We start from the raw sequence: 22,183 nt of genomic DNA, 5'->3' as shown, positions 1-22,183 counted from the left end.
TTACACAATTAAACGATTTCCTGCAACTGATTTAACCGCTACATTATTTCCCTCCGTGCCGGGTTACCTCAAAAAGACCTCAATGATGAAATTCTCCATTAAACAGATCGCCGCTCAGGCGGGCGTCAGTAAAGCAACGGTGGACCGCGCCCTGCACAAGCGCGGTGCCGTTCATGCCCAAACCGAGCGGCGGATCTCGCAGGCAATCCGCGATCTGGAGCAGCAGCAGCGCATGAATCTGGCCAGCGGCAGAACCCTGACCGTTGATGTCATCATGCATACTCCCGCTCGCTTCAGCCAGCTGGTCACCGATGCGCTGCTGGCCGAGCTGAGCAGCTTCGCGCCCTTTCGTCTCACTCTGCGACTGCATCTTTTCGAGGAGATCAGCGCACAGAAGATCCGCCAGCTGATGTTACGCTGCGCCAGCGACAGCTACGGCATCATCCTGAAAGCGGAAAGCAACCGGGATCTGACCGGGGTGATTGAGGATCTGCTTAAACAGCGCGTGCCGGTCGTCACGCTGGTGACCGATCTGCCGGACAGCCAGCGCATTCGCTACGTGGGCATGGACAATTCGTCTGCGGGCAAAACGGCTGCCTGGCTGATGTCTCGCCTGCTGGCGCAGCATCAGCCCGACGTGGCGGTGGTCACGGGAAGCGCGCATTTTCTTGGCGAGGAGGAGCGCGCAGCCGGGTTCTGTGCCGCGATGTCAACGATGGCGCCGGGGTTGAAAATACGCCGCATCAGCGAAGGCTATGGCATCGATTCTCCAACCTACAGCGCCTTGTCCCGGCAGCTGGAACAGCATTCATCACTGGGGGCGGTCTACTGCGCAGGCGGAGGCAACACAGCCATCCTGCGAGCCTTTACTGACGCCGGGCGCACGATTGAGGTGTTTATCGGCCATGATCTGGACAGCGAAAACCGTCAGCTACTCAGTGACGGCAAGCTGGATGCGATTATCCATCATGAATTGCAGCAGGATGCGCGGCGCATTTTTCACAGTATTCTGGCGTTTCACGGTTTTATTTCTCCGCCCGCAGAGCAGGCGCAATTTTCCAAAGTCAGCGTTATCACGCCTTACAACATGTAATTTAGTGAAATCGACTGCTAATAAAGGAAAAAACCAGCGTAAAGAATTGAAAATTAACCAGCACAACCCTCAATGTTCGGGTAAAAGAGGAGCGACGTTAATCACTGAGGACAATTTTCTTTCCGCAACCGATGAGAAGCAACAGCGCGGATAAGTTGTAAATATTATGGATAATATGTGCAAGGCCTGGCAGAACCGCTCTTCCCTTTTTTCTTCCGCTTATACGCTTTCCGGTGAACAACACTGGCGTAACGCGCTTTAGTCCCCTTTCCTAAAACACATCCCCTGCTGTTTCAGGCAGCCTGACTTCTTTTCGGGCTGGCGCGTAGACGTATTCTATGGAAGAAAAATCATGTTTTACTGGATGTTACTGGCACTGGCGATCGCACTCGAGATCACCGGGACGCTGTTTATGAAGTGGTCGAGCATTAGCGATAATCAGCTGGGATATTTTCTTATGCTGATCATGATTGCCCTCTCTTATATTGCCCTTTCCGTTTCGATTAAAAAAATTGCGCTGGGCGTTGCCTATGCCATGTGGGAAGGGGTCGGTATTTTATTTATTACGCTGTTCAGCGTGCTGTTATTTGATGAGTCGATCTCACCCGCCAAAATGTTCGGTCTGGCAACGCTGGTGGCAGGCATTGCCCTGATTAAATCAGGCACCACCAGCCGGAGGCAACATGCAGCCGTTTGAATGGGTACACGCCGTCTGGTTGTGCGCAGCAACCCTGTTGGAAATCGCCGCCAACGTTTTTCTTAAACTGTCGGAGGGTTTTAAGCGTAAAGCCTGGGGCGTGCTGTCACTGCTGTCCGTACTGGCTGCCTTTAGTGCGCTGTCGCAGGCGGTAAAAGGTATTGAGCTGTCCGTTGCTTACGCGTTATGGGGCGGGTTTGGGCTGGTCGCGACCATTGCCGCAGGCTGGATACTGTTCGGCCAGCGCCTCAACTACAAAGGCTGGATTGGCGTGGCGCTGCTGCTGACAGGCATGGTGCTGATTAAACTCGCCTGATCCCTATCTGTAGTACGGCTCACAAATTCTGTTCATCAAAATGCAATCTGGTTGCCTTTAACCGCGACAGAATATAGAAGTGATCCCAGGCGTGTCACTGGTATCCACCAGGCAAGACCTGAAGCTCTCTCTCACCGGGGGGCTTCAGGTCTTTTTTTTTGCGCAAAAGAGGGTCGTCAGATGAACCACATGGAAACGGCAAAGCAGATTATTACCCTGGTGGGTGGCATCAATAATATTGACCACATAGAGCACTGCTCAACCCGCCTGCGGCTGACGCTCAATGACAACGGGCTGGTACAGCAAAGTGCGCTGGAAAAAGTACCCGGCATTCTCGGCGTGCGCGTCAACGTGCAGTGTCAGGTGATTATTGGCAAAGAGGTGATCGGCATTTATGACGCGGTGCGCGAGATGGCAGCCGGACGTGAGCCGGGCGTGAAAGCAGCTTCTGCACGCGTCAGCCCCGGAGCCTGGTTTGTCGACTTCGTGATCAGCATTTTCCAGCCACTGATCCCAGCGATTGCTGGCGGCGGGGTGCTAAAATCCCTGCTGCTGCTGCTGGATCTGTTCGGCTGGCTCAGCCGCAGCAGTTCCACCTGGAAAGTGCTGGATAACATCGGTTCCGCCCCGCTCTACTTTCTGCCCATCCTGGTGGCAATCACCACCGCCACCAAGCTGAAGGTGAATATTCTGGTGGCCGTTTCGGCGGTGTCGGTGATGGTACTGCCCGCGATGGCCAAACAGCTGGCAGAGGGCGCGCAGTTTCTCTCCCTCGATCTGAAGAATGTCACCTATGCCTCGCAGGTGTTTCCCGCCATCCTGTGCGTACTGCTCTATGCGCAAACCGAGAAGCTGTTTAACCGCTACTCTCCCTCTGCCGTGCGGGTGTTTCTTTCACCGATGCTGTCGCTGATGGTGACGGTGCCGGTCACGCTGCTGTTCCTCGGCCCGCTGGGCTATGAGCTGGGTGCGGGCATGGCGACAGCGATCCTCTGGCTGTTCAGCAAGCTGGGGTTTGTTGCCACCGCGCTGCTGGCGGGCGTGCTGCCATTTATGGTGGCGTCCGGGATGCACAAACCGATGATCCCTTACGTCGTGGCCTCAATGTCGCAGTTTGGTCGGGAGATGCTCTATCTGCCCGCGTCACTGGCCCACAACATTGCTGAAGCGGCGACCTGCTTCGCGATCTCCCTTAAAAGCCACGACAAAGTGAAGAAATCCACCGCGCTGTCGGCGGCGTTTTCCGCCCTGTGCGGCATTACCGAACCGGCGCTGTATGGCATCACCCTGCTGAACAAAAAGGCGCTGTATGCGGTGATTTTCGGCAGCGTGATCGGCGGCGGATTTATGGGCTGGATGGCGGTGGAAGCCTTCGCACTGGTGGGACCGGGGCTGGCAAGTATCTCGATGTTTGTGGCCGCCGATAACCCGTCGAATATTCTCTATGCCCTGCTGGGTGCGGCACTGGCGTTTGTGCTCACCTTTGCCGCCACGCTGCTGTTCTGGCATGAAGAGCCGCAGCAGGCGGCCAGCCCCCTTACCCCGGCCGTCAGTGACTTCGCGCTCAACAGCCCGGCAGAGGGCACGGTGATCCCCTTAGCCCAGGTGAATGATGAGGTGTTCTCCTCCGGCATGATGGGCGATGGCATTGCTGTGATCCCCACGCGCGGCGCGCTGTTTGCTCCTGCTGATGGCACCATCAGCAGCGTGTTTGAAAGTGGTCATGCGCTCAGCATGTTAACCCGCGACGGTGCGGAGCTGATTTTCCATATTGGCATCGACACCATCAAAATGGACGGTCGCGGCTTCCTTCCTAAGGTTAAAGAAAATCAGTCGGTTAAGTCCGGCGATCTGTTAGTTGAGTTCGATCTTGAGGCGATTATCGCCGCCGGATTTGATCCGGTGGTGGTCATGGTGGTGACCAACAGTGAGCGTTATCAGGTGTCAGCAAACACCTCGGCCAACGCGGTCAATCATCCCTGTAACGTGATGACTTTAAAGGAGTCGGTATGAAACAGAACACCCCGGTTTTCCCCCCAAACTTTCTGTGGGGTGCGGCCATTGCCGCGAACCAGGCCGAAGGCGCATGGAACGTCGCGGGCAAAGGCCCGTCGGTTGCCGATGCCATTGCGCACAAATCCAATCTCGACCTGACGGATTACAGCGGCCATATGGCGCTGACCGATGAGAACATTCAGGATGCGCTGAACGGCACCCACGACGCACGCTATCCTAAACGGCGCGGCATTGATTTTTACCACCGTTATAAAGACGATCTCGCGCTGTTTGCGGAGATGGGCATCAAAGTACTGCGCGTGTCCATTGCCTGGTCACGCATCTTCCCGTCGGGCGAAGAGGCCGAACCGAATGAAGCGGGCCTGCAATTCTATGAAGATCTGTTCCGTGAAATGCGTAAGCACAACATCGAACCGCTGGTCACGCTGTCGCATTACGAGATGCCGCTGAAACTGAGTGAAAAATACAACGGCTGGGTCGATCGCAAGGTAGTGGATGCCTTTGTGCATTACAGCAATGCCTGCTTTGACCGCTATAAAGATCTGGTGCGCTACTGGCTGACCTTTAACGAGATCGACAGTATTCATCGCCACCCGTTCACCACCGCCGGGATCCGCGAAGAGAAATGCGCGCCCGGCCAGGCAGTACAGGACATCTATCAGGGGCTGCATCACCAGTTTGTTGCCTCAGCGCTGGTGACGCGTGACTGCCATGCGAAAATCCCCGGCAGCCAGGTGGGCTGTATGCTGACCAAACTGACCACCTACTCCCGCACCTGCCATCCGCAGGACGTAGAAGCCACGCTGAAGAAAAACCTGGAAAACTACTTCTACACCGATGTGCAGGTCAAAGGCGAATACCCGCCGCTGATCCTGCGCGACCTGGAACGGCGCGGCATTCACCTTGAAATGCAGCCTGACGACCTGGCGATCCTGCGCCAGTACACCGTCGACTTCCTGTCGTTCAGTTACTATATGTCGATCACCGAGTCCACCCAGCCGGATGCCGAACGCATTCCGGGCAATACCGTCCTCGGCGTGAAAAACCCCTACCTGCCTGCGTCCGAATGGGGCTGGCAGATTGACCCGGTCGGCCTGAAAATTTCGTTGCTGGAACTGTACGACCGCTACCAGAAACCGCTGTTTATTGTGGAGAACGGTCTGGGGGCAAAAGACGTGGTGGTCGAAGGTCAGATACACGATGACTACCGCATTGACTACTTCAGATCACACTTTGAACAAATGCAGGCGGCCATAGACGAAGGGGTTGATCTGTTGGGCTTTACCAGCTGGGGAACCATTGACATTATAAGCGCCGGAACATCGCAGATGTCCAAACGTTACGGCTTTATCTATGTTGATCAGGATGATGACGGCAACGGCAGCCTGGCGCGTCTGCGTAAAGATTCGTTTTACTGGTATCAACAGGTTATTGCCAGTAACGGCAGCGACCTGAGCTGACCGTCAAGGAACCCTTTCGATGAAAGTGAAGAAATCGCTGAATAACAGCATGCTGCTGGTGCAACAGGACCAGCGAGAGCTGATTGTGTTCGGCAAGGGGATCGGCTTCGGTGCCAAACCCGGTGCTGCGGTGGATATGAATACGATCGAACAGGTGTTTATCCCGCTGGAAGGGTTTAAAACACAGCACTTTCTCTCACTTACCGATACGGTTCCGGCCGCGTATTTTGACCTGACCCACGACATCATTGCGCTGGCGCAAAAGCAGTACGTTGAGAAGCTGAACAACGTACTGTTTTTCACCCTGGCGGAGCATCTTTTCTATGCGGTTGAGCGCTGCAAAGCGGGCAACCCGCTGGCAAATAAGCTTTCCTGGGAAGTGAAACGTTATTACCCGCGTGAATATCAGATCGGCGTGCAGGCACGCGATCTCGCCAACGACCGTTTCCGGGTGGCGCTGGATGATGACGAAGCGGTGCATATCGCCTTTCATCTGATTAATGCCTCCGGCGATGCGGACAGTGGGGATGCGCATCAACAGGTTCAGTTAGTTAACCGTATTGCCGAAATCGTCCGATATAAACTGAATAAAAATATCGATATTAACAGTGTTAATTACAATCGTTTTATTACGCACCTGCGTTATTTCGCCGAGCGGGTGATTGCACAGAAAGTTGCGACACAACACAGTGATGATTTTTATCACGAGATGGTCAAGTTCCACCCACAAGCAATGTCGGTCGCCTGTACTGTGCGCGATTATATTCAGGAAAAATATCAATTCCGTTTACCCAACGATGAGTTAACCTGGATTGGCATTCATATCAGCCGGTTGGCGGATCATGAATCATAAGCCATTAATTCGATGTAAAAAGGCGATCTACCCTGTAAAATCCTGACGGATAAAATCATCACAGCAGGGACCCCACCATGACACAAAAAAAAGCAACGCTGATCGGGCTGATCGCCATCGTGCTGTGGAGCGCGATTGTCGGGCTGATTCGCGGGGTCAGTGAGGGATTAGGTGCCGTCGGCGGGGCCGCAATCATTTATACACTCAGTACGTTGCTGTTAATGCTGACGGTGGGCTCCCCGAATATCAAAAAATTCCCACGTGCTTATCTGATCGCAGGCAGCCTGCTGTTTGTTTGCTATGAACTTTGTCTGTCGCTGTCGCTGGGATATGCCAACACCAGTACCCAGGCGATTGAGGTCGGTATGGTGAACTATCTCTGGCCGAGCATGACGATTGTATTATCGGTGATAGTCACCCGGCAGAAATGCAGCCTGTTGATCATTCCCGGATTATTGATATCCGTAGCCGGAATTTGCCGGGTGCTGGCCGGGGACCATCAGCTCTCTTATACGGAGATCGCCCACAACGTTGCGTCTAATCCTCTCAGCTATGGACTGGCCTTCAGCGGGGCCATCATCTGGGCAATGTATTGTGTGGTGACGAAGAAGATCGCACAAGGCAGTAACGGCATCACACTGTTCTTTATGCTGACCGCGCTGGTGTTATGGGTGAAATACTTCTCGGCACCGCAGCCGGAAATGACCTTCAACCTGCCTGTGCTGATCAATCTGGTGCTGGCTGCGATGGCAATGGGCTTTGGCTATGCGGCCTGGAATACCGGAATATTGCACGGTAACGTCACCGTGCTGGCCACCGCCTCCTACTTTATTCCGGTGATCTCGGCCGTGCTGGCGGCCTTTCTGCTGAACTCCAGCCTGTCGGTGAATTTCTGGCAGGGAGCGGGCATGGTCAGCCTCGGGTCGCTGCTGTGCTGGTGGTCAACGCGCACCAAAGCGCTGGCAAGCGGCCCCAGCCAGACATCGTAAGCGCGCACGGGGCAGCAATGCCCCGCTTTATTTCATCATTCAGCAAGGGAGTTTGGGCACGACGTTATTCCGTTCTCTTGCTCGCTTGATACGTCCGGGCTGGCACTGCTGGGGTGGTTAATCGACCAATCCGAACGGCTGTTTGTGACTATATTTGGTGACTATGGCGCGGTGATCCCCTGCGTGCAGTGAGCAGCGAAATAACGATGGCCAGCGCAAAGAACAGCGCTGCGCATGAAGCTGAGATGGCCATCATCTGGCGCCCGTCGGAAATGCCGGAAGAGAAAAAAGAGTGCACGGCCTCAGAAAGGCCGAGCATAACTGCCGTACCTGCCGCTCCCCCCAGATAATGGGTGACATTCACCATCCCCGACGCTGCTCCTGATTCTGCTGTCGTAGCACCGCTCACACCAAACAGTGCCAGAGGCACCAAAGCCGCCCCCGAACCCGTCCCCAGCAAGAGCATCGGCACCATAAAGTCCGCAAATTGCAATGCGCGGCTATCCAGATTGTACAGCCACAGCATGCCGGAGGAGGCAACAAGCAGCCCGGCGATCAGCAGACTGCGGTGGCTAAAACAGGAGGCGAGGCGGGGCAGCGCAAAAATCACGACAATGAACTGTGCTAACGACAAAGGGAGAAAGATCAGCGCAGTATCGAAAGCACTAAAACCCAGTATATTTTGGGCATATTGTGTCAGGAAAAAGAAGGTCCCCAGCATCCCTCCAACCAGCAATAGCTTGCTGAGATAAGCGCCCGTTCGCTGCGGGCAACGAAACAGGCTTAACGGCAGCATCGGCTGGGAAACCCTGCGCTCGATGACGATGAAAACCAGCAGGAAAGCCGCCGCCGCCATCAGAGATATCACCACATGGCTTGCGGCTGACTGCGTGGTTTGTACCAAACCATACACCAGCAAAATCATGCCCGTTGTACAGGTTAATGCGCCGGGTATATCAAAGCGCCCCCTCTCTTTGTCGGAGGCAGGCAAATAGCGAGAACCCGCCACCAGTAGCAAGAAGCCCAGCGGCAAATTGATGAAGAAAACGTAACGCCACGAAAGCCAGCTGGTGAGGATCCCCCCCGCAAGAAGCCCCAACGCACTCCCCCCGCCTGATACAGCGGTATAAAACCCTATCGCCCTCTCTCTGGCCGGGCCGTGGATAAACAGGAGCATCAGCAGTGATAATGCCGTTGGCGCAACGAATGCCGCTGCGATCCCCTGACATGCCCGGCTGATAAGCATTCCCGGGAAAGAGTCTGCCAGGCCCGCAGAGCAGGAGGCAAAAATAAACACGATATTGGCGATAATAAACACGCGCTTATGCCCGAGAAGATCGCCGGTGCGCGCCCCCAGCAGGATAAACCCGCCCAGTGTCAGCATATAAATATTGGGAACCCATGACAGGGTGGCGGTCGACAACCCCAGCTCCGCCGCAATAGCCGGAAGCGCGGTATAGATGACCGTACCGTCAACCACAATCATCAGTTGAGCAAGCAGGATAGCCACCAATGCCCCCTGCCTGGCCATTCTCTTCTGAGATAAACCCACGATGTTTTTTTGGGTCATTCGTCCATTTCGCCATTAAGCGCGTTGATGTGCTCCAGCGACATGTTCATCTGTCCGTGGAGAAACCTGACCATTGTCCAGCAAGGGGCGGAGCATTCATCAAACCCACCGAACGTTGCCCGATATAACGGTAACCAGCGTAACGCCTCTTCCGCCATCTGTTCACGCCCGGGTTCCTGACCATACTGGTTATAAGGCATGCTTCGGTGCTCAATGAAAAAACGCCCGGGCAGCTTCTGTTCGCAAAGTATTCTGTATTCTCGGGTTTGCAAAATAAGGAAGTGCCAGACCTCATCAATAGCCTGTTCCACCGGAAGAAAAAGGCCGCCTAATCGCTGTGGAAAAGCCGAGATAAGGTAAAGAAATCGCAGACATTCGATGACCTGCTGTTCTGCTTCTGTCCTCCCTAATCCTGTTTGACGCAGGGTATATTCCAGCGTTTCATTATAAAGTTCATTACCAATCAGTTCTCTGAGGTTTTCGTGAGTGATGATCCCTGCGCGGCCCATCTCACTCTGACGGTTTACTGTTGTATCCATGCATATTTCCCTGATTTTCCAATGGGGATATGAGTCTGGTGCGTAATCAACACATCCAACCCTGTTGAGTTAACAATTAAGCCATGAAGTTTTTCAGTTAACATTGATGAAATCGGGTTTTGGCCAAATGTGGTATAAGACAACAACAGCGAGTCATCTTCATTCACCTTTAACTGGTAAATAAAAATATCACCAGAAACAGCAGCGATTAAATCATCAAAATCCGCCTGTGATAATATCCCCTTCGGCGTGAACAACATTTCTTTTTCCCGACCACAGAACCGCATGACTTTCTCGGGATTTGCCGTACCATCGGTAGTCTGAACGCAGTCCCCGGTGCGATAGCGTATTAATGGCATATAGGGATTACGCACACTGGAAACAATAAGACTATAAACAGAGCTACCCGCAACAAATGGAATCAATTCTATCGCCATTTTGTCGAGATATGGCACATAGCGACCCTGGCGGTCGTTATAGTATAAGTAACCCAATTCTGTGCTGCCGAACAGGTCAATAACCGGGCAGGCAAACCGGTTGATTAAAAACGCCCTGACATTCGATGGCGTGTACTCATAAGCATGTACAATACTTCCAGGCTCCGGGAAATCATCATCCAGATTGAACTCTGCTATTTTCAACAGTAAATGCATCAAGTGATAACTGGAACAGTCGAGGTGATATAACCCTGCGGGATGCTGCTGTTGAATGGATTTAATATCATCCAGCATGTCGACCACATCATCCCGGCTCCAGCGTGCCGGGTCCAGCACCTTATTCAGATACAGCGTGCGCGCATCCAATCTGCGGCGTTGTAACGCCGACTGTGATGTGCCTTTTTTGGCATTAACACGGGCAACATGCTCCGTCGCCAGCATGGTTGTCAGTGAGATCCTCTGACAGCCCAGTGCCCACGTAACACCGATATCCGGGTGCTGACGCCACAATTCATAGTAAGAGTGAAGCAGAAACAGAGGAGGCCGGATAATCTGCATTCTTGCATGGTGGGTTCCGGTGGAGAGCACCATTTCGGCCTTTCCCGAGGCGAGAGCATCGGCAAGCTGAGGTGTCATCCAGTTTTCAGGGAAATTCTTTGCTATTTCTGGTTTTTCCAGCACAGGAAAATAATGGTTATCAATAGCACGCCGATAAACAGGAATATCTTTGACATACGATATGACTTCTGCTGAGGGTTGATGATGATTAAGCATAGAATTATTTTCTGACATTGTATCGGGAAAAGAGGAACTCTGCCGAATGGCAGAGCGCCTTAACTTAACGGATTAGCTGATGCAGCCGGACTTTGCTTTCACCGAAATACAGCCGCGCTTAGCGGATATACACCCATTTTTCTCGCCGGATACACAACCCGCATTGCCTGTTGAGTTTAACTCAACCCATTTTTTCCAGTTGTTATCTTCAGTAATCTTTGCAATTAACTTATTCATAATAATCTCCATTTTATTAAGAACCCTTACCACCGGAAGTTGGTAGCAAGATTTTAAGAAGTAAATATCTCTTAATACAACCAAGGACGCAAACACAATAGCAGGAACATAACTGAATTCACCTCCCTCTTTTAACGATATTTTAGTTGCTGGAAATAACAGAGTGATAACGTGATATTTATTTTAATTAACCTCAATAAAACCACTATAAATAAAGATTAAAAAACGAAAAGCAGAAATAAAAAAACCATTATTGTGACAGGTGCCGTTATATCTTAAAAAACAAACTTATTATTTTTTTATTTATGCCATGCTGGCTTATTGGCAATAGAGGAGACTGATAATATGGATATTGAACCCGGTATTTGTTATAGCAATCCGACTGATGCGATCGATGGCTCAGGAGATGAATTTAATGAGACAGCGCGCTTTGAGGTTTCTGTCGATGATGCCGACACATTTCTGTGCGCGCACGAGGCTGAAAATGAGATCGATGGTGACGGATAATGCAATGAAGTGCAGGGCAGGACGCTTTCCCTACCCTGCTTCGTTAACGGTAATACATCGCAATACGCTGGCCGTTGACCTGTTCGACGGTCACGGGCAGATCGAAGATCTGCTCAATCACCGTTGGCACCATCACCTGCTCCGGCGTACCGCGAAAAACCACCTGCCCGTCCTTCATCGCCAGGATAAAGTCGGAGTAAGCCGAGGCAAAGTTAATATCGTGGATCACCAGCACAATCGATTTCTCTAACTGATCGGCGGCGCGTCTCAGCTGCTTCATCATCGCCACGCTGTGCTTCATATCCAGATTGTTCAGCGGCTCGTCCAGCAGGACATATTGCGTGTCCTGGCACAGCACCATCGCCACAAAAGCGCGCTGGCGCTGACCGCCGGATAACTCATCCAGATAGCGATGACGCAACGGCAGCAAATCCAGAAACGCCAGCGACTGCTCAATATGCTGGCGATCGTTCTCATTGAGCCGCCCTTTGCTGTAGGGATAGCGGCCAAAACTCACCAGATCCCACACCGTCAGACGGCTGGTAAAATGGTTCTCCTGGCGCAGCACTGACAGCACCTTCGCCAGCTTCTCGCTGTTGGCATCGCTGACGTCGAGCGCATCAACGTTCACCTCGCCGCTGTCTGCCTTGAGCAAACGGCTGATCACCGAGAGCAGCGTCGATTTTCCGGCACCATTTGGCCCAATGATCGAGGTTATCCCCGACGATGGCAGCGTTTCACAAATATCCTGCAACACGGGTTGATTATCATACTGTTTGCTGACGTGCTTAATTTCGATCACTTCGCGCCCTTTCTCAACAGTAAATAGATGAACAATGCCCCACCGCTAAACTCAATCACCACCGACAGCGTTCCGGCCATATTCAGCAGTCGCTCCAGAACCAATTGCCCGCCCACCAGCGTGATAATGCCAATCAGCACACAGCCGGGCAGCAGGTAAGCGTGACGCCAGCTGCCTATCAGCGGATAGGCCAGATTGACGATCAGCAGGCCAAGGAACATCATTGGCCCCACCAGCGCGGTCGACACCGCCACCAATAGCGAGATCAGCAGCAGTAAACCGGTGACATGACGCTGCCAGGCAATGCCGAGCGCGATGGCGCTATCCGGCCCCAGCGCCATCACATCCAGGCGGTGACGCAGTCGCCAGACCAGCATGGCGACCAGCCCAATCACCCCGGCGGAAATTAGCAGCACATCGCTGTCGGCACGGGTAAAGGTGGCGAAGATGCGGCTTTGCAGCACCGCGAACTCCCCCGGTTCCATCAGGCGCTGCATCAGGCCCGAGAGACTGCGGAACAGCGTGCCGCACACCAGCCCAATCAACAGCACCCGGTGCAGATCCAGCCCGGCCCCTCCCAGCAGCCAGCGATACAGCAACGTGGCAAACATCACCAGCAGCGCACTTTCAGCCATAAAGCGCCCCACGCTGCCCAGCATATTCAGCCCGCCGACATCGAGCGCGAAGATCAGCAGCGTCTGCATCAGCACAAACAGCGACTCCAGCCCCATCACCGACGGCGTCAGAATGCGGTTACGGGTCAGGGTTTGAAACAGCAGCGTACTGATGCCTGAGGCAAACCCGACCAGCACCATGGTGGCGAGGATCTGCCCGCGATGCCGCAGGATATAAGCGATATTGCCGTGCAGATCGAGGGTCATAAATACCCCCATCAGCACCAGTACCAGCGTTGCCAGCAACAGCAGGCGTTTGCCAGGCGACAAGGCATCAGTGCGCATGACGTTTCGACCTCACAATCAGCACCAGGAAGATCATCGCGCCCAGCACGCCGAGCAATGCACTGACCGGAATTTCAAACGGGTGGATGATCAGACGGCCGAGAATATCGCAGCCGATCACCAGCATCGCCCCCACCAGCGCCACCCAGGGCACGGTGCGCCGCAGGTTGTCACCCAATGCCAGGCTGACAATATTGGGCACAATCAAGCCGAGGAACGGCAGCACGCCGACCACCACCACCACCACGCCGCTGATCATGGCGATCATCGCCATCCCGATCAGCATCACGCGGCGATAGCTCAGCCCGACATTCACCGCGAAGTCACGTCCCATGCCCGCCACGGTAAAACGGTCGGCCATCAGCGCCGCCAGCAGCGTGATCGCTCCCACCGCCCACAGCAGTTCGTAGCGGCCCTGCATCACGCTGGAAAAGTCACCAGATTCCCAACCGCCCAGTGACTGGAGCAGGTCAAACTTCATCGCAAGGAAAGTGGTAACCGAACTGAAAACCGCCCCCAGCATAATGCCGGCCAGCGGCACCATCAGGGAGGATTTCATACGGATACGCTGGATCAGCAGCATAAACAACGCCGTACCGGCGAGGGCAAACAGCGTGGCAACGCCCATTTTCAGCATGATGGGGGCTGCGGGGCTGATGATCATCACCAGCAGCAATCCCAGACTGGCAGACTGCGTGGTGCCGACCACTGAAGGCTCAACAAAGCGGTTTTGCGTCAGCATCTGCATCATCAGCCCTGCCACGCTCATCGCGCTTCCCGCCAGCAGCAACGCGGCGGTGCGGGGAAAACGACTGATCAACAGGATCTCGCGCATTGAAGGGTCTGACCACAGGTTGATCAGTGTGACGCGGCTGACGCCGACAAACAGGCTACAAACAATCAGGCCCAGCAGTAATGCCAGGCCTGCAATAAAGGCGACGGATTTCATTTACGGCTGAGTTTTCGTTTTATCCAGCACCTGCTTCACCTGGGTCATCAGATTGCTGTAGCTCTGAATACCGCCAGCGATGTAAAGCGAACCGGAATCGAGATACACCACCTGCTGTTTTTTCCAGGCATTGGTTTTACGCACCAGCGGGTTATCCAGCACCTGCTGTGCGGACGCGCCCTCTTTGCGGCCAATGGCGCTGTCGCGATCCAGCACAAACAGCCAGTCAGGGTTCGCTTCCATAATGAATTCAGGGGAGACCGCATTACCGTGTTTACCGGTTTCCGGGAAAGCCGTGGCCGGTTTAAAGCCCAGCACATCGTAGATAAAACCAAAACGCGAACCCGGTGAGTGTGCGCTGATCTTGCCGCCGTTAATCATCAGCATCATCGCGCTACCGGCGGTGGCCGACTCTTTACGCAGGTCGGCAATCTGTGCGTTAAACGCCGCTATCACCTGCTGCGCTTTCTCCTCTTTACCAAAGATCGCACCCAGCTGTTCAGTGCGTTCGGTCAGGCTCTGCACGAAGTGTTTCGGGTCCAGATCCAGTGCGAGAGTCGGGGCAATTTCACTCAGCTTATCGTAGGCATCATGAGCACGGGCGCCGGCAAGAATCAGGTCGGGTTTGGCATTGCTCAGGGCTTCAAAGTTGGGTTCAAACAGCGTACCGGCATTCAGATACGCCTTACCGCTGTACTTCGCCAGATGCTGCGGATAGTGCGCGCTGGTTTGTGGCACACCCATCGGGTTAATCCCCAGGGCATCAGCAATATCCAGCGTTGCCGGGCTGAGGATCACCACGCGCTGCGGATGTTGCGGCACGGCAGTGGAACCCTGCGCATGAACGACCGTCAGTGCAGGTGCATCAGCGGCAAAGGTCGCAGGCGTACAGGCAAGCAAGACGGAAAACAGCGATAAAGCGAAGGCCTGAGGGAAGCGCATTTTCTCTCCTGAGAATCAGATAAGTAGCAAAAATGAGAACGATTCGCGTTTGATTTTGTTGCCGGATAATAACGGCTACATGGCGGGATGGATAGACAGAACGGGTTATTTACTGTGCAAAAAAAAGCCAAAATCCATAATTCGGATCAATTAAGCAGATTATGGAGAAAAGATGCTCACCTTAACCTGCTGTTAATAAAAGGATAAAATAAAAACCCTTACCTTTACTGACAAAAGCACCCAATTGTGGAGATTTTAAGGATTCGTACTAACTAGGATAGAAATGATAACAATTATCGTTATCATGCACATTCACTTACAAAATTATGCCCACAATAATTCGATATGATGGGTATTACACTTGAGATGATGCGATGACCTGGAATGGACGCTTTCGATTACACCCTCTGGCGCTTTTACTGACAGCGATGATTGCCGGAACAGCCGTCGCTGCCGACGACACCCAGACTGATGGCAAAGATGACGATGTTTTGACCGTTCATAAAACAGCGGAACAGGAGTTAAAACAACAGCCTGGCGTCTCTATCATTACGGCAGAGGATATCGCTAAGAACCCGCCGGTTAACGATTTATCCGACATCATCCGCAAAATGCCCGGGGTCAACCTGACCGGAAACAGCGCCAACGGCAGCCGGGGAAATAACCGCCAGATTGATATTCGCGGCATGGGCCCGGAAAACACCCTGATCCTGATTGACGGCGTGCCGGTCAGCTCACGTAACTCCGTGCGTTACAGCTGGAAAGGTGAGCGTGATACCCGTGGTGACAGCAACTGGGTGCCTGCTGAAATGGTCGAGCGCATTGAAGTGTTGCGTGGCCCGGCCGCTGCCCGTTACGGCTCCGGTGCCGCTGGCGGCGTGATTAACATCCATACCAAACGTCCAACCCAGGACTGGCACGGCTCACTTTCCCTGTTTACCAATCAGCCGGAAAACAGCAAAGAAGGCGACACGAAACGCACCAACTTCAGCCTGAGCGGCCCGCTGGCCGGTGATGCACTGACCATGCGCCTGTACGGTAACCTCAACAAAACCGACGCCGATGCCGCCGATATCAACCAGGCGCAAAACGGATCTTATGCCGCAGGCCGTGAAGGGGTGCGCAACAAAGATATTAATGCGTTGGTTTCCTGGAAAATGACGCCATCGCAGATCCTCGACTTCAGCTACGGCTACAGCCGCCAGGGCAATATCTACGCCGGAGATACCCAGTACAGCAACGGCAACATCAGCCCCGGTGGCCTGGTCGACTCGCTGTACGGTTCCGAGACCAACCGCCTGTACCGTCAGTCTTACGGCCTGACCCATAATGGCTTCTGGGAATGGGGCGACTCTAAGCTCGCCTTCAACTATGAAAAAACCAATAACACACGCCTGAAAGAAGGCTCTACTGGCCGTGTGGAAGGGATGATTAACAGCGACGAGTACAGTACCAGCCGCCTGGAAAACTATCATGCCAGCGCGGAGGCCAATATCCCGCTGGACCGCTGGATTGAGCAGACCGTCACCCTTGGCGCCGAGTGGAACCACGAAAAACTGGACGATAGCGCCTCGATGTCGGCCACCAACGCCAGCGGCGTTATCATCGGTGATATGTCGGGCAATCCTGCCGATCGCAGCAGCAAGAACAGCGCGACCACGGCGGCACTCTATTTCGAAGACAACATCCAGCCGTGGGAAGGCACCTTCCTGATCCCGGGCCTGCGTTTTGATCACCACAGTGAATTTGGCGGTAACTTCAGCCCGAGTTTCAACTTCTCTCAGGATCTGGGTGAAGGGTTCAAACTGAAAGCCGGTATTGCGCGGGTGTTTAAAGCCCCGAACCTGTACCAGTCAAGCGAAGGCTATCTGCTGGGCACCCGGGGTAACGGCTGCCCTTCAGGCATTAACAATGGTGTCGGTTGCTACCTGTTAGGTAACACCAATCTGGATGCAGAAGTCAGCGTCAATAAAGAGCTGGGGCTGGAGTTTGCTGCCGACGGCTATGCAGCCGGTGTCACCTGGTTCCGCAATGACTACAAAAATAAAATTGTCTCCGGCACCGAGCTGATTGGCACCGCCTCCGATGACAGGAATATCCTGCAATGGGAAAATGGCGGCAAAGCGCTGGTGGAAGGGCTGGAAGCCAGCCTGACCATTCCGGTGGTGAGTGACGTGCTCGACTGGCGCACCAATGCCACTTATATGCTGGAGTCGAAAGACAAGAAAACCGGCAACCCGCTGTCGATCATTCCTAAGTACACTATCAACTCGATGCTGGATTATCAGATTACCGATAAATTCTCCACCGAGCTGAACTGGACGCTGTACGGACGCCAGAAACCGCGTGAGTTCGTGGAAAGCCGCATGGAAATCGATTCGCCGATGTCCACGACCGAGATCGGTGCATATTCCGTTGTCGGGCTGAACCTCAATTACGCATTCACCAAAGACGTAAGCGTGAAAGGCGGCGTCAGCAACCTGTTTGATAAGAAGATTTACCGTGAAAACGACGGCGCTTCTACCTATAACGAGCCGGGCCGCGCGTATTATGCGGGTGTAACGATGGGCTTCTGATAGCAGAATCAACAACACGGCGTAACACAATTCCCGTAAGGGCTGACCTTCTGTTCCGGTCAGCCCGTTGAACCCATCACCGCCCTTCCTGAAACGTCCCACTCTTTCCCGCATTTTTTGACTTCGGACAACGCTTCCGTCACTAGTCGTATGCCAAAAGATGAGAATGAGTATTATCTGATGATAACCTCACACGGGAATAACAATGATGATAGCCAATACGCTTACCCGCTTTAACCAGATGTTTTCTCATCCTGATTTTGCCAAATTATTGCTGCGCCTGACGGTGGGCGGCCTGATGCTATTCCACGGCTGGCATAAGCTGCATTCCGGCATTGGTGGCATTCAGGGCATGCTGGCCGCACACGGCCTTCCATCCTTTATCGGTTACGGCGTGCTGCTGGGAGAAGTGGTGGCACCGCTGCTGCTGATCTTCGGCATTCTCTGCCGCCTGTCGGCCCTGACCCTGATTGGCACCATGGTGGTGGCCTGGCTGCTGGCCGGTATTGGCGACACCTTCAGCCTCAGCCCGGTCGGTGCCTGGGCGATTGAGAGCATGGTATTCTTTGCGTTCGCCTCACTGGTGATCCTGTTCCAGGGCGGCGGCAAATATTCGGTCGTCGGCAACAGCGCCTGGCGTTAACCCGGCATCAGCCTGTTCAGACGCACCCGCCCCGGGTGCGTTTTTTTATCTCCTCAGCCTGGCCTCTCCTCCCTGCTTAATATGGTCCTACCAATCGTAAAAAAAGAACCATCCCGGCCACAAAAAAGCAAAAATCAAGCAACAATCATTGTATTCAACTAACAAAATATTAACTATCAGCAGCTGTTAACCCCAGACAGCTGAATTGGTAGGACCATAATCAGCAGGGGGAGAAAAAACTCTGGAGAACCCTGCATGCAACCCTGGCAACAAGTCTACGATCCGCTCAACAATATCTGGCTATCCAGCCTGATCGCCGCCATCCCGATCGTGTTTTTCTTCTTTGCGCTGATTAAGCTCAAGCTGAAAGGCTACCTGGCCGCCACCATCACCGTGGTGCTGGCGCTGATGGTGGCGCTGTTTCTTTACCGCATGCCGGTGGATCGCGCGCTGGCTTCGGTGGTGTATGGCTTCTTCTATGGCCTATGGCCGATAGCCTGGATTATTATCGCCGCCGTTTTTGTGTATAAAATTTCGGTGAAAACCGGGCAGTTCGATATTATTCGCGCCTCAATTTTGTCGATCACCCCCGATCAGCGTTTGCAGATGCTGATTGTCGGCTTCTCGTTTGGTGCTTTTCTTGAAGGGGCCGCCGGGTTCGGTGCGCCGGTGGCGATCACCGCCGCGCTGCTGGTCGGCCTTGGCTTTAATCCGCTGTATGCGGCGGGCCTGTGCCTGATCGTCAATACTGCACCGGTGGCCTTCGGCGCAATGGGGATACCGATTATCGTTGCCGGGCAGGTCACGGGACTGGACAGCTTCGAGATCGGCCAGATGGTTGGCCGCCAGCTGCCATTTCTGACCATGATCGTGCTGTTCTGGATCATGGCGATCATGGATGGCTGGCGCGGGATCAAAGAGACCTGGCCTGCGGTGATCGTCGCCGGGGGATCGTTCGCCCTCGCGCAGTATCTCAGCTCGAACTTCCTCGGCCCTGAACTGCCGGACATCATCTCTTCGCTGGTCTCACTGGTGTGCCTGACGCTGTTCCTGCGCGTGTGGAAGCCGGTACGCATCTTTCGCTTTAAGCCTGCGGATAACAGCGTTGAACAGCCGCTGGTGGTGGAAAAATACCGCACCGGGCAGATTGTCCGCGCCTGGATGCCGTTCCTGTTCCTGACGGCCACCGTCACGCTGTGGAGCATTCCCCCGTTTAAGGCGCTGTTTGCCCCTGGCGGCGCGCTCTACAACCTGGTAGTGAATATCCCTATCCCGTTCCTCGACAAGCTGGTGGCGAAGATGCCGCCTGTCGTCAATGCCATCACGCCTTACGCAGCGGTGTTTAAATTCGACTGGCTGTCGGCCACCGGCACCGCGATTATCGTGGCGGCGCTGATCTCCATCGTCTATCTGAAGATGAAACCTGCCGATGCCCTCTCGACATTCCGCAGCACGCTGAAAGAGCTGGCATTGCCGATCTACTCCATCGGTATGGTGCTGGCCTTTGCCTTTATCTCTAACTACTCCGGGCTGTCGGCCACGCTGGCACTGGCGCTGGCTCATACCGGCCCTGCGTTTACGTTCTTCTCGCCGTTCCTTGGCTGGCTGGGCGTGTTCCTGACCGGGTCGGATACCTCGTCTAACGCACTGTTTGCCGCCTTGCAGGCCACCACGGCGCAGCAGATTGGGGTGTCCGATCTGTTACTGGTGGCGGCGAATACCACAGGCGGCGTGACCGGTAAGATGATCTCTCCGCAGTCGATTGCCATTGCCTGTGCGGCGGTGGGGCTGGTCGGGAAAGAGTCGGATCTGTTCCGCTTTACCGTGAAACACAGCCTGATCTTCACCTGCATGGTTGGCGTGATCACCACGCTGCAGGCCTACGTGCTGACCTGGATGATCCCATGACGTCCTCCGGCCCGCTTATCGAACGCATCCGCGCGCTGATTGCCGCACGTCAGCTGCTGGCAGGCACCCGTCTGCCCGCCGAACGTAAGCTGGCTGAGGAACTGGCGGTGTCACGCTCATCACTGCGTGAAGCGCTGAAAAAACTGGTCGGCGAAGGAGTACTGTTCAGCCGCCACGGCGGCGGCTACTACCTGAGTGAAGCGCCGCCGCCGTGGTCGGAACAACGCATCGTCCAGCCGTTGAAAGCGCTGGTGGCCGATGACCCGGATTACCGCAACGATATTCTTGAAGCACGTCATGCTATCGAAGCCAGTACCGCCTGGTATGCAGCGCTGCGGGCGACCGATGCTGATAAAGAGAAGCTGCAAAGCTGTTTTGATGCCATCCAGCAGCAGGAGAGCCTGTCGCCAGTGATGGCCACCCAGGCCGACGTGCGCTTTCACCTGGCGATTGCTGAAGCCTCGCACAACGTGGTGCTGTTGCAGACCATGCGCGGCTTCTTCGATCTGCTGCAATCCTCCGTGGCGCACAGCCGCCAGCGCATGTACACCGCACCGACGATTTTTTCCCGGCTAACGGAGCAGCATGAAGAGCTGCTGCTGGCGATCCTCGCGGGCGACCCGGAACGGGCCAGCCAGGCGGCGAAAAATCACCTGGGTTTTGTGCAAACCACCCTCAAAACCCTGCATGAAAATGAAGCCCGGCAGCAGCGCAGCACCCGCCTGCCGGATGACGATACCGATCTCACAAGGGAAGACAATCGATGATTATTTCAGCCGGAACCGACTACCGCGCCGCAGCCAAACGCATCCTGCCCCCGTTCCTGTTTCACTATATTGACGGTGGGGCTTATGCAGAACACACGCTCCGACGTAACGTCGACGACCTGGCGCAGATCGCGCTAAAACAGCGCGTGCTGAACGATATGTCCACCCTCAGCCTGCAAACCACGCTGTTTAACGAAACGCTGTCGATGCCGGTGGCGCTGGCCCCGGTCGGGCTGTGCGGTATGTACGCCCGCCGTGGTGAAGTGCAGGCCGCGAAAGCCGCCGCCGCGAAGGGCATTCCGTTTACCCTTTCCACCGTGTCGGTGTGCCCGATTGAAGAGGTCGCCCCGGCGATCTCCCGCCCGATGTGGTTCCAGCTCTACGTGCTGAAAGATCGCGGTTTTATGCGCAACGCGCTGGAGCGAGCCAAAGCCGCAGGCTGTTCCACGCTGGTGTTTACCGTTGATATGCCCACGCCTGGCGCACGCTACCGTGATGCACATTCAGGGATGAGCGGCCCGAACGCCGCCCTGCGCCGCTATTTGCAGTCCGTTACCCATCCGCAGTGGGCCTGGGACGTCGGGCTGCACGGCAAGCCGCATGACCTGGGGAATATCTCCGCCTATCTCGGTAAACCGACCGGACTGGAAGATTATATTGGCTGGCTGGCGAATAACTTCGATCCCTCGATTTCCTGGCGCGACCTGGAGTGGATCCGCGAGTTCTGGGATGGCCCGATGATCATCAAAGGCATCCTCGATCCTGACGATGCACGCGATGCGGTGCGCTTCGGTGCCGACGGCATTGTGGTGTCCAACCACGGCGGCCGTCAGCTGGACGGCGTGCTGTCAACGGCGCGGGCGCTGCCCGCCATTGCCGATGCGGTGAAAGGCGATATCGCCATTCTGGCCGACAGCGGCATCCGCAACGGGCTGGACGTGGTGCGGATGATTGCACTGGGCGCGGATACCGTGCTGCTGGGCCGCGCGTATCTTTATGCGCTGGCAACCGCAGGCCAGGCCGGGGTAGAGAATCTGCTGACCTTGATCGAGAAAGAGATGCGCGTGGCGATGACGCTGACCGGCATGAAATCGGTGGCCGATATTTCGCGTTCCGCGCTGGTGGAGAATGGCTTAGGTTAACATCCCT

The 22,183-nt window shown here is 54.7% G+C and carries 21 protein-coding genes; 13 read left to right on the top strand and 8 right to left on the bottom strand.

The features are described from left to right. Window positions 1–82 precede the first annotated feature (82 nt). The 7 genes from ACFL9S_RS12540 to yddG all read left to right on the top strand — a co-directional run bounded on the left by ACFL9S_RS12540 (window position 83) and on the right by yddG (window position 7,424). Complete coding sequence (locus ACFL9S_RS12540; protein WP_405262240.1) at window positions 83–1,093, top strand: LacI family DNA-binding transcriptional regulator; 1,011 nt, start codon at window positions 83–85, stop codon at window positions 1,091–1,093. 352 nt (window positions 1,094–1,445) lie between these two features. Beyond that, the gene (gene mdtJ / locus ACFL9S_RS12535; protein WP_405262239.1) at window positions 1,446–1,790 is read left to right on the top strand and encodes a multidrug/spermidine efflux SMR transporter subunit MdtJ; all 345 of its coding nucleotides are present in this window, start codon (window positions 1,446–1,448) and stop codon (window positions 1,788–1,790) included. Next, a complete protein-coding gene (mdtI, locus tag ACFL9S_RS12530; protein WP_405262238.1) occupies window positions 1,777–2,106 on the top strand; it encodes a multidrug/spermidine efflux SMR transporter subunit MdtI in 330 nt (109 codons plus the stop codon). The genes mdtJ and mdtI overlap by 14 nt, the downstream gene beginning before the upstream one ends. Window positions 2,107–2,286: 180 nt before the next feature. After that, the gene (locus ACFL9S_RS12525) at window positions 2,287–4,119 is read left to right on the top strand and encodes a beta-glucoside-specific PTS transporter subunit IIABC (protein WP_405262237.1); all 1,833 of its coding nucleotides are present in this window, start codon (window positions 2,287–2,289) and stop codon (window positions 4,117–4,119) included. Beyond that, a complete protein-coding gene (locus ACFL9S_RS12520) occupies window positions 4,116–5,582 on the top strand; it encodes a glycoside hydrolase family 1 protein (RefSeq protein ID WP_405262236.1) in 1,467 nt (488 codons plus the stop codon). The genes ACFL9S_RS12525 and ACFL9S_RS12520 overlap by 4 nt, the downstream gene beginning before the upstream one ends. 19 nt (window positions 5,583–5,601) lie before the next feature. After that, window positions 5,602–6,435 (top strand): PRD domain-containing protein, encoded by an 834-nt coding sequence (locus ACFL9S_RS12515; RefSeq protein WP_405262235.1) that lies wholly within the window; start codon window positions 5,602–5,604, stop codon window positions 6,433–6,435. A 77-nt stretch (window positions 6,436–6,512) separates the two neighbouring features. Further along, window positions 6,513–7,424, top strand: a complete 912-nt coding sequence (gene yddG, locus ACFL9S_RS12510; protein WP_405262234.1) for an aromatic amino acid DMT transporter YddG — start codon at window positions 6,513–6,515, stop codon at window positions 7,422–7,424. A 148-nt stretch (window positions 7,425–7,572) separates the two neighbouring features. Here the strand turns inward: yddG and ACFL9S_RS12505 are convergent, their stop codons facing one another. The 4 genes from ACFL9S_RS12505 to ACFL9S_RS12490 form a co-directional block, all read right to left on the bottom strand. Continuing rightward, window positions 7,573–8,934: an MFS transporter gene (locus tag ACFL9S_RS12505; protein WP_405262233.1), complete on the bottom strand. Its 1,362-nt coding sequence runs from the start codon at window positions 8,932–8,934 to the stop codon at window positions 7,573–7,575. Between the two features lie 56 nt (window positions 8,935–8,990). Then, window positions 8,991–9,533, bottom strand: coding sequence for a hypothetical protein (locus tag ACFL9S_RS12500; RefSeq protein ID WP_405262232.1), 543 nt, complete (start codon window positions 9,531–9,533; stop codon window positions 8,991–8,993). Further along, the gene (locus ACFL9S_RS12495) at window positions 9,518–10,744 is read right to left on the bottom strand and encodes a hypothetical protein (RefSeq protein WP_405262231.1); all 1,227 of its coding nucleotides are present in this window, start codon (window positions 10,742–10,744) and stop codon (window positions 9,518–9,520) included. The genes ACFL9S_RS12500 and ACFL9S_RS12495 overlap by 16 nt, the downstream gene beginning before the upstream one ends. A gap of 72 nt (window positions 10,745–10,816) precedes the next feature. Then, entirely contained in the window at window positions 10,817–10,981 is a 165-nt protein-coding gene (locus ACFL9S_RS12490) for a hypothetical protein (RefSeq protein ID WP_405262230.1), read from the bottom strand. A 345-nt stretch (window positions 10,982–11,326) separates the two neighbouring features. Between ACFL9S_RS12490 and ACFL9S_RS12485 the strand changes: the two genes are divergently transcribed. Further along, window positions 11,327–11,488: a hypothetical protein gene (locus ACFL9S_RS12485; RefSeq protein ID WP_405262229.1), complete on the top strand. Its 162-nt coding sequence runs from the start codon at window positions 11,327–11,329 to the stop codon at window positions 11,486–11,488. Window positions 11,489–11,531: 43 nt separating this feature from the next. Here the strand turns inward: ACFL9S_RS12485 and ACFL9S_RS12480 are convergent, their stop codons facing one another. From ACFL9S_RS12480 to ACFL9S_RS12465, 4 genes are read right to left on the bottom strand one after another with little or no spacing between them, the layout of a single operon-like run. Next, window positions 11,532–12,290, bottom strand: coding sequence for an ABC transporter ATP-binding protein (locus tag ACFL9S_RS12480; RefSeq protein ID WP_405262228.1), 759 nt, complete (start codon window positions 12,288–12,290; stop codon window positions 11,532–11,534). Next, window positions 12,287–13,249: an iron chelate uptake ABC transporter family permease subunit gene (locus tag ACFL9S_RS12475; protein ID WP_405262227.1), complete on the bottom strand. Its 963-nt coding sequence runs from the start codon at window positions 13,247–13,249 to the stop codon at window positions 12,287–12,289. Before ACFL9S_RS12475 ends, ACFL9S_RS12480 begins: the two co-directional genes overlap by 4 nt. Further along, a complete protein-coding gene (locus ACFL9S_RS12470; RefSeq protein WP_405262226.1) occupies window positions 13,239–14,198 on the bottom strand; it encodes an ABC transporter permease in 960 nt (319 codons plus the stop codon). Before ACFL9S_RS12470 ends, ACFL9S_RS12475 begins: the two co-directional genes overlap by 11 nt. Continuing rightward, entirely contained in the window at window positions 14,199–15,140 is a 942-nt protein-coding gene (locus tag ACFL9S_RS12465) for a siderophore ABC transporter substrate-binding protein (RefSeq protein WP_405262225.1), read from the bottom strand. A 374-nt stretch (window positions 15,141–15,514) separates the two neighbouring features. Here ACFL9S_RS12465 and ACFL9S_RS12460 point away from each other — a divergent pair, with 374 nt between their 5' ends. From ACFL9S_RS12460 to lldD, 5 genes are all read left to right on the top strand, one after another. After that, entirely contained in the window at window positions 15,515–17,716 is a 2,202-nt protein-coding gene (locus tag ACFL9S_RS12460; protein WP_405262224.1) for a TonB-dependent siderophore receptor, read from the top strand. A gap of 208 nt (window positions 17,717–17,924) precedes the next feature. After that, entirely contained in the window at window positions 17,925–18,359 is a 435-nt protein-coding gene (locus tag ACFL9S_RS12455; protein WP_405262277.1) for a DoxX family protein, read from the top strand. 255 nt (window positions 18,360–18,614) lie between these two features. Continuing rightward, a complete protein-coding gene (gene lldP, locus ACFL9S_RS12450; protein ID WP_405262223.1) occupies window positions 18,615–20,267 on the top strand; it encodes an L-lactate permease in 1,653 nt (550 codons plus the stop codon). Beyond that, window positions 20,264–21,034, top strand: coding sequence for a transcriptional regulator LldR (gene lldR, locus ACFL9S_RS12445; RefSeq protein WP_405262222.1), 771 nt, complete (start codon window positions 20,264–20,266; stop codon window positions 21,032–21,034). The genes lldP and lldR overlap by 4 nt, the downstream gene beginning before the upstream one ends. Beyond that, a complete protein-coding gene (lldD, locus tag ACFL9S_RS12440) occupies window positions 21,031–22,176 on the top strand; it encodes an FMN-dependent L-lactate dehydrogenase LldD (RefSeq protein ID WP_405262221.1) in 1,146 nt (381 codons plus the stop codon). The genes lldR and lldD overlap by 4 nt, the downstream gene beginning before the upstream one ends. The last annotated feature ends 7 nt before the right edge of the window (window positions 22,177–22,183 follow it).

Source organism: Erwinia sp. AnSW2-5 (assembly GCF_045107195.1).
Lineage (GTDB): Bacteria > Pseudomonadota > Gammaproteobacteria > Enterobacterales > Enterobacteriaceae > Erwinia.
This window is presented reverse-complemented; position numbering and strand designations above follow the sequence as displayed.